This window comes from Mesorhizobium sp. M7A.F.Ca.CA.002.09.1.1, from assembly GCF_003998555.1.
In the GTDB taxonomy this organism is placed as follows: domain Bacteria; phylum Pseudomonadota; class Alphaproteobacteria; order Rhizobiales; family Rhizobiaceae; genus Mesorhizobium; species Mesorhizobium ciceri.
In genome coordinates, this window is sequence record NZ_RZRR01001191.1 from 1 (window position 1) to 1,373 (window position 1,373).

Genomic DNA, 1,373 nt, shown 5'->3' on the forward strand with positions numbered 1-1,373 from the left:
GGCTGACCGTGCACGACCGCATCGGCGTGTTCGCGGCAATCGCCAAGCGCATGGCCGACAATGACATCTCGCTGGAATCGATCGTCCAGCACGCAGTCAACGGCGAGGCGGCGGCACAGAAGACGGTGATCCTTGTCACCCACGAGACGACGGAGGCCGCCGTTCGCAAGGCGGTAGACGGCATCACCAAGGACGGACATCTGACCGACAAACCGCAGGTCATCCGCATCGAACGGGCAGGGTAGCTTTGTCCGACAGTCGCGCGGGACAAGAATTCCGCAGGCATTGAGGTCCGGTCTGGAGGCAGGCAGCTGCCACAGACCGGAACGAATTCGCGTCGACGCCGTTCTCTTGGTCACCAACCAGAGGAACCGCTTCATGGCTGACACCAACAAATCCGACACCCCCGATATCGACGACATCCAGAAGACGTTGGAAAAGCAGATTGCCGAACTGCGCAAGGAGATCACCAAGATCAACAAGAGCATTTCGGCGCGGGGCGCGGAGATGCTCGATGACGCCAGCGAACAGGCGTCCGAGTTGTACGACACCGCGGCGAACCGCGCTTCGCGTACGGCGCAACAACTGCGCAGCCAAGCCCAGGCTGTTTCGGAAGTCGCGCGCGAGAATCCTGGTACGACGACAGCTTTGGTCGGCGTGATCGGCCTGCTCGGCTTTCTGGCCGGCTTCGCCATTGCTCAATCGACGAACGATACCTCCCGCCGCTGGTATTGACCGCAGCGCAATAGGGCCGGGCTTCCGGCCTTTTCTGTTGTTTTCAGCAAATCACTTTTAAGGAGGACACCATGGCTTCGTCAGCGTTGATCGGCATCCTGATCACATTCCTCGTCATCATCCTCGTTCTCTATCTGGTTCAACGCCTGCCGCTCGATGGCCGGATGAGACAAATAGTTCAGGTCATCGTCATCATCATCGGCATCATTTCGCTGCTCAAATACCTCGCGGTTTTTTAGGCCGCGAAGGCCGCCATTCTCACCGTTTTAAGACTGGCCCGGCGCGTGGCGATCGGGCCGGTCGTGTTTCAAGACGTAGTTTAATCGATTGATATTGTTGGATATTCGATAATATTCGTGGCAGGTCTTGCCGTTGTCATGCTCGTTTGACAAAACAGGCCCGCCTCCGGCGGGAGGCCGCATTGCCAACGAGGAAATCACCAGATGAATGTGGCCCAGAACATCGTCGCCGGCCTTGACCGGATACTCACCATGGAACTGGTGCGCGTCACCGAACGGGCCGCCGTCGCGGCCGCCAGGCTGCGTGGGCGCGGCGACGAAAAGGCGGCCGACCAGGTCGCCGTGGATGCCATGCGCCAGGAACTCAACCGGCTTTCCATCAGGGGCACGGTGGTGATC

General features: G+C 59.5%; 4 protein-coding genes. All 4 read left to right on the forward strand.

Going from position 1 to position 1,373, the window contains the following annotated elements; translation table 11 throughout:
* Nucleotides 1-245: ACT domain-containing protein (locus EN994_RS31655; protein WP_127308162.1), on the forward strand; the 245-nt coding region annotated here is incomplete at its 5' end.
* Between the two features lie 133 nt (nucleotides 246-378).
* The gene (locus EN994_RS31660; RefSeq protein ID WP_024505708.1) at nucleotides 379-735 is read left to right on the forward strand and encodes a hypothetical protein; all 357 of its coding nucleotides are present in this window, start codon (nucleotides 379-381) and stop codon (nucleotides 733-735) included.
* Between the two features lie 71 nt (nucleotides 736-806).
* Nucleotides 807-974, forward strand: a complete 168-nt coding sequence (locus tag EN994_RS31665; RefSeq protein WP_013531988.1) for a Thivi_2564 family membrane protein — start codon at nucleotides 807-809, stop codon at nucleotides 972-974.
* A 204-nt stretch (nucleotides 975-1,178) separates the two neighbouring features.
* The coding region (locus EN994_RS31670) for a fructose-bisphosphatase class II (RefSeq protein WP_127308163.1) at nucleotides 1,179-1,373 on the forward strand (195 nt) is incomplete at its 3' end.

Bases quoted from the DNA above. Each gene is read 5' to 3' on its own strand.
- EN994_RS31660 (WP_024505708.1), top strand. From the start codon at position 379: ATGGCTGACACCAACAAATCCGACACCCCCGATATCGACGACATCCAG.
- EN994_RS31665 (WP_013531988.1), top strand. From the start codon at position 807: ATGGCTTCGTCAGCGTTGATCGGCATCCTGATCACATTCCTCGTCATC.